A 5,200-nucleotide genomic window follows, 5' to 3' on the forward strand; every position below is an offset into this window, starting at 1 on the left:
TTTTAATAACTTGTGTTCGCATAGGCCCTAGTTGTTTTTGTGTGGTACTAATACAAATTTAAAACTATGTGTCCCTTCTGTCAAAAGAAGGTGAACACAGGCCTATGCATTATCATAGTGGCTCATAAAACATTGCGCGGATAGTGCTGAATTTGAACGAAATAACATTTAATCAACGGCTTACCGGGCTGATAAGTTTGTGCTCTGAAATGCGCAACGTTTCATACCGCCAACCGTTATCGGTAATTTTTTAAGAAAACTAAATAAAATGAGCAAAGACAGTTTGGTTTATTGTATTAATCCAAGTCAATATGACATATTTGATGAAAGAATCAATAAACCAATTTGGCATCGTAAAGTTGAGAATGGTAAAGAAGTTGGCTCAATGGTATCTCAAGAGATGGACGCAATAAACTATCCTAAGAATCCTTTTGAATTTTTTGCTCCTAATAACATTGGAATGCTCCTTTCAATAAGCCAGAAATACAAAAAGATGGCAAAGGAATTATATGAGAAGAAAATCAATCCAAAGAACGTTAATCATTCCTCAGAGTCAACCGAAAAGAAAAAAAATCTACAGGAACAATCAGTAATTGCCGCTGATTATATCGAATTAATTCAAGTTTCGATTGTGTTTGCATACACAGCTATTGAATCATTTGTTAATCTAAGTATACCAGATGATTACAAATATGAAGTCAACGTAAAATCCAAGGGGATAACGGAGATATATGACAAAATTGCTATTGAAAGATGGGTTTCATTAGGCGATAAATTGTCTAAGATTCTAACAGATATATACAAGACACCTAAAATTGAATCACAAAAATTTTGGAGTAATTTAAAATCTTTAGAAAAAAATAGGCACAATATTATTCACCAAAAATCAATTAATCGAACTGAATTTTATAAGGAATATTTCAAGGAACAAATATTCAAACAAATTGAGAGTGCGCAAATAGCATTACAATTCTTCTATGATGCACACTCCAAAGAAAATAAAACCAATCCATTATGGCCTTGGGTTATTGGAAATGAAAAGGCATTCCCTTCTGCTGAATTTGAATCAAATAATTTTGAAGTAACAGGGAATTTATATGACGGAAAAAAAACCGATAACAAAAGCTAAATTTCATGGGCGCTGATGTGTCGTTTGAATATTTAGTTCAATTAAGAAACACCAGCAAGCCAAATAAATGGGTTTGCATAAAATATAAATTTATTCGGCTTGCTTATTAGCGGTTTGATAAGATTACTCTTTGAAATCGCCCACGCAACTTAGCAAGACCGTTAGCGGTAATTTTAAAATGAAGGAAATTCAATCCATAGCGAAAGTAATATTCATTGTTACAATTCTGTTCATCTCTAAGAATAGCATTGCAAGTCCCCAGCTACCAGACTATGTGATTTATAAAGGAGATACCATTCCCGTATATAATTTGATTCTTGAACAATACTTTAAAACAGTCAGTAAACCAGACCAGGGTAGTCTTTTTGGTTTGAAATTCAGAGACGGAGCTTCTTTTAATTGTTGGCGAGGATATCAGGCTATTTATTCTATTGAGAATGATAGTCTTTTTTTGAACGAAATAATCACTTGTGGAGAGCTTTATAATAACAAGCCATTAAACCAAGAAGACTCAAAAAATCGAATTCAAGACATTTTTGGAGATAGTTACAAGAATAATAAAGTATTTGTTGACTGGTATTCTGGTAAGTTTAGTTTGCCGAATGGAAATCTACTCAGATGGGACGGGGTATTTCACAAAATCTTCGAGAAAGAAATTCTTATACAAGTTGGAAATGGGACAATTAATCGCATCTCATACATTAATAACTACGAAGACAATCCAACTAGAGTAAATCGTAGATACCAAGATACCATTTCAAATGTGCTGTTTAAAGAGCTTGAAAAGTTTAAATGGAAAAAGATAGATAAGTTTGACCCTTCTGAAATATATTTGGTGACGATCGGAGAAAATGGGAAAGTTAGTAATGTTTCAATGGTTGAATATCAAGTAAGAGATAGTATAAAAAAGTATTGGGACAGAAATGAATATAAATATTGTATTCGGTCAGTTCGCAAGGCATTAAAAGACTTAAATTTTGACATAATTAAGAAGGATGGCGAACCTATTGAAGAGAAAGTTATCTTCGAAATATGGTTAGGAGAAGATGGAAAACTTAAAAATTGGACATATTGAGAAAAAACTACCGCTAACACACGCTATATACCATAGGCGGGTAGCGGGTTTTCGAAAGTTTTGTGCTTTTAATGAGCAACGGCAAGGTAGCCATTTTAGAATAGTTATAGTTAAATGTAATCCTAAAATAGCTACCTTACCTTTTTATAAAATTTGAAACATAAATCAACTAAGGCGCCTACGTTACATAGCGCCATCCGTTACCGTGCATTAGAACGAACAGAAACGCCTAAACAAATAACGAAATGAATAATTTTTTAATAGCTATATTAATCGGACTTTTAGCAGGATTAATTGATATAATACCAATGATAATTCAAAAGTTGGATAAGCGGGATACAATTTCTGCTTTTATACATTATTTTGCACTCGGACTGATTATTCCATTTGTAAATTTGGGAATAGCACCATGGATAACTGGAATTGGGATTGCCCTTTTAACATCAATCCCGATTATGATAATTGTTTACCCCAGAGATAAAAAGGCTATAATTCCAATGATTGTTTTTTCATTGATACTTGGTGCTGGAATTGGAATAGCAGGAGCAAAATTTGTAGGATAAATGAGCGAGTTGATTAAAGAAATACAAAACGGACGGATTCTTAAAAATAACGGGAGTTGGATGTATTGTAACAAGTGCGATAAGACTGTTGGTTATTTGTGCTATTCGACGTATCAAGACTTCCAATTTGATTTCATATGTAAATGTGGAAACAAAGGTTCGTTTAGATTAAAATATCAAACTGAAAACGGTTTGACCAAACCAAACGAAGAGCTTAAAACGGTAAAAAATAGATTGTGCTGCCCAAATGATGATTCGCCACTATTTACAATTGTCGATAAAAACATAGAAAAGGTTAAGTATAAGGTGACTTGTAAGAAATGTTCAACAACCTATGAAAACTAAAAACATGGATATAAAATTTCATTCAACTGTAATAATGACCAATGATTTTGATAAGATGAAAGAATTTTATCAGGAAATATTACAACAAGAAGTAGACATTGATTTTGGAAACTGTATCGGATTTAAGAATGGTATATCTTTGTGGAAACTTTCGGAAGATTATCCAATTGCAAAAAAACTTGGCAAAACATACGACCAGTTAGGAAATAGAAATCTTGAAATATGTTTTGAGACAGATAATTACGAAAAAGTAGTTGCCAAGTTGAAAGAACACGATTTGATATATTTGCACGAGACCATCGAGGAAAAGTGGGGACAGAAAACGATTAGATTTTATGACCCTGAAAGCAATTTGGTCGAGATTGGAGAGACAATTCCATGTTTTGTAAAACGGTTTTATAATCAAGGAATGGCTGTTGAGAAAGTGTCTGAAAGGACATCTGTACCGATTGAATTAGTCAAAGAAATATGTAATGATTAGAAAATGAATAATAACGCACGGTAACAATGTGTATAATTCATAAGGGTTTCAGTAGTTTTCGAGCGGCATCACCCGCACCAAATTTGGGTGGTAACTTGATAAGTTTGATGCACGCAATCCCTTACAAAATCATACACTAAACGTTGGGCGTTATTCGCTCCCTCCTTTATCAGAGATGCTTATTTCTGAAGATAACGGTAAAATAGTGCAGTGTTGAATTAATAACATTTGTTAAATTGGGATTTTGCATTTAGACAGAATTAACAAATAACAGGTAATAACTTTTTTTAAACTAAAATATAACTAACTGAATTAAATGAAAACAATAATTATTAGCTTGATAGTATTAGCTCTATCTTCAATTAGTGCTTATTCGCAAAAATGTGAAATTTCTAAAGATCCATTTACAAATGAGCAAATCGTTACTTTTAACTTCAACAAAAGGACAATATTATATGAATTAAAAAATGATACAGTCAGATTTGAAATGAAGTTTAGGTATAAAGGGGAAAAGAATGTTTTAATGGCAAAAGGTGCAAGTTTACTTTATAAATTAGAAAATGAGAAAAGTATTAAATTGAAATCGGTTAATGATTCGTATCCTAATAGTTATGTCTATGCAAATCAGGTCGGAACTGCATATTCCTTGGTATTTAACGTGCCAAGAGAGGACCTTGAAGAAATTGCAAATTCAATTATAACTGTTATGAGATTTCCTGACACGAATGGTGGATATGTGGATCTAGTATCAAAAGGATCCGGTAAAAGAACATTCAAAATTATCAAAAAAGGAGCACAATGCATGTTAGATAATCTTTAACGCTATAGTTATTGCCGACTTTTCAAAATGATCTAAAATGAACAACGCCCAACAAAAGCTATATGTAATGCGGGTTCAGCGGGTAAATTAACCGCAGTTCTTCGTTGCAACACCGCCAAATCTTTAGATTTGTCAATTTATAATTTGAATTAATGTAAATCAAAGTTTTGGCTAAGTGCAGATTTGAAAGTGAAGAGCTTCGAATGCCCGCAAAACACATAGCAAGACCGTTGTGCATCATGTTAAAAAACAGAAAATGAAACCAGTTACTACATACGGATTAAAGTGTGCCAAGAAAGATGAGAAAATACTCGTACAAAGGATAAATGAATACTTGGGTACTATTGATAGAACTATGTCGAAAGCCAAAAATAAATCAATGTTAAAAGCTCTACTTCCATTTGTACTCAAGCATTTCTATTGGAACTTAAATAAGGGAGTTGGAACATGGTTTGAGGTATTCTCTAATGAAGATCTAGAAGAAAAATATTTTTATGAAGCAAATAAAGATTGTGGATGGTTGATTACTGCTAGGATTGACTTGACTCATCCTATGTATGAGAAGAAGAGGACAGAACAATTCTTGAAAGATGTGCTTGACTCAACAGGTTTTGACTATGTCGTAATTGAAGAAAAAGACAAAGAATAAAAACACGAATGCACAACAAAAGCTAAATTTCATGGGCGGTGATGCGCAGTTCGAAAGTTTAGAGCATTTAATAAACACCAGCAAGCCAATTAAAATTGGTTTGTTAAAAATATAAACAATTTTACTCGGCTTGCTTAT

At 32.7% G+C, this 5,200-nt stretch carries 7 protein-coding genes; all 7 read left to right on the forward strand.

Features of this window, described 5'->3' with window-relative positions; translation table 11 throughout:
• The first annotated feature begins 268 nt into the window (after positions 1–268).
• The gene (locus EO244_RS16635; RefSeq protein WP_129255817.1) at positions 269–1,129 is read left to right on the forward strand and encodes a hypothetical protein; all 861 of its coding nucleotides are present in this window, start codon (positions 269–271) and stop codon (positions 1,127–1,129) included.
• 178 nt (positions 1,130–1,307) lie between these two features.
• Entirely contained in the window at positions 1,308–2,204 is an 897-nt protein-coding gene (locus EO244_RS16640) for a hypothetical protein (protein ID WP_129255818.1), read from the forward strand.
• 245 nt (positions 2,205–2,449) lie between these two features.
• The gene (locus EO244_RS16645; RefSeq protein ID WP_129255819.1) at positions 2,450–2,767 is read left to right on the forward strand and encodes a hypothetical protein; all 318 of its coding nucleotides are present in this window, start codon (positions 2,450–2,452) and stop codon (positions 2,765–2,767) included.
• Positions 2,768–3,112: a hypothetical protein gene (locus EO244_RS16650; protein ID WP_129255820.1), complete on the forward strand. Its 345-nt coding sequence runs from the start codon at positions 2,768–2,770 to the stop codon at positions 3,110–3,112.
• A gap of 4 nt (positions 3,113–3,116) precedes the next feature.
• Positions 3,117–3,593 (forward strand): VOC family protein, encoded by a 477-nt coding sequence (locus EO244_RS16655; protein ID WP_164977528.1) that lies wholly within the window; start codon positions 3,117–3,119, stop codon positions 3,591–3,593.
• 316 nt (positions 3,594–3,909) lie between these two features.
• Positions 3,910–4,413 (forward strand): hypothetical protein, encoded by a 504-nt coding sequence (locus EO244_RS16660; protein WP_129255822.1) that lies wholly within the window; start codon positions 3,910–3,912, stop codon positions 4,411–4,413.
• 256 nt (positions 4,414–4,669) lie between these two features.
• The gene (locus EO244_RS16665; protein ID WP_129255823.1) at positions 4,670–5,062 is read left to right on the forward strand and encodes a hypothetical protein; all 393 of its coding nucleotides are present in this window, start codon (positions 4,670–4,672) and stop codon (positions 5,060–5,062) included.
• Positions 5,063–5,200 lie beyond the last annotated feature (138 nt).

The sequence above is a fragment of the Ancylomarina salipaludis genome (assembly GCF_004122035.1).
Lineage (GTDB): Bacteria > Bacteroidota > Bacteroidia > Bacteroidales > Marinifilaceae > Ancylomarina > Ancylomarina salipaludis.

What these genes read in the sequence shown, in the direction of transcription:
- EO244_RS16640 (WP_129255818.1), top strand. Translation starts at nt 1,308, where the DNA reads ATGAAGGAAATTCAATCCATAGCGAAAGTAATATTCATTGTTACAATT.
- EO244_RS16655 (WP_164977528.1), top strand. Translation starts at nt 3,117, where the DNA reads ATGGATATAAAATTTCATTCAACTGTAATAATGACCAATGATTTTGAT.
- EO244_RS16650 (WP_129255820.1), top strand. Translation starts at nt 2,768, where the DNA reads ATGAGCGAGTTGATTAAAGAAATACAAAACGGACGGATTCTTAAAAAT.
- EO244_RS16660 (WP_129255822.1), top strand. Translation starts at nt 3,910, where the DNA reads ATGAAAACAATAATTATTAGCTTGATAGTATTAGCTCTATCTTCAATT.
- EO244_RS16665 (WP_129255823.1), top strand. Translation starts at nt 4,670, where the DNA reads ATGAAACCAGTTACTACATACGGATTAAAGTGTGCCAAGAAAGATGAG.
- EO244_RS16635 (WP_129255817.1), top strand. Translation starts at nt 269, where the DNA reads ATGAGCAAAGACAGTTTGGTTTATTGTATTAATCCAAGTCAATATGAC.
- EO244_RS16645 (WP_129255819.1), top strand. Translation starts at nt 2,450, where the DNA reads ATGAATAATTTTTTAATAGCTATATTAATCGGACTTTTAGCAGGATTA.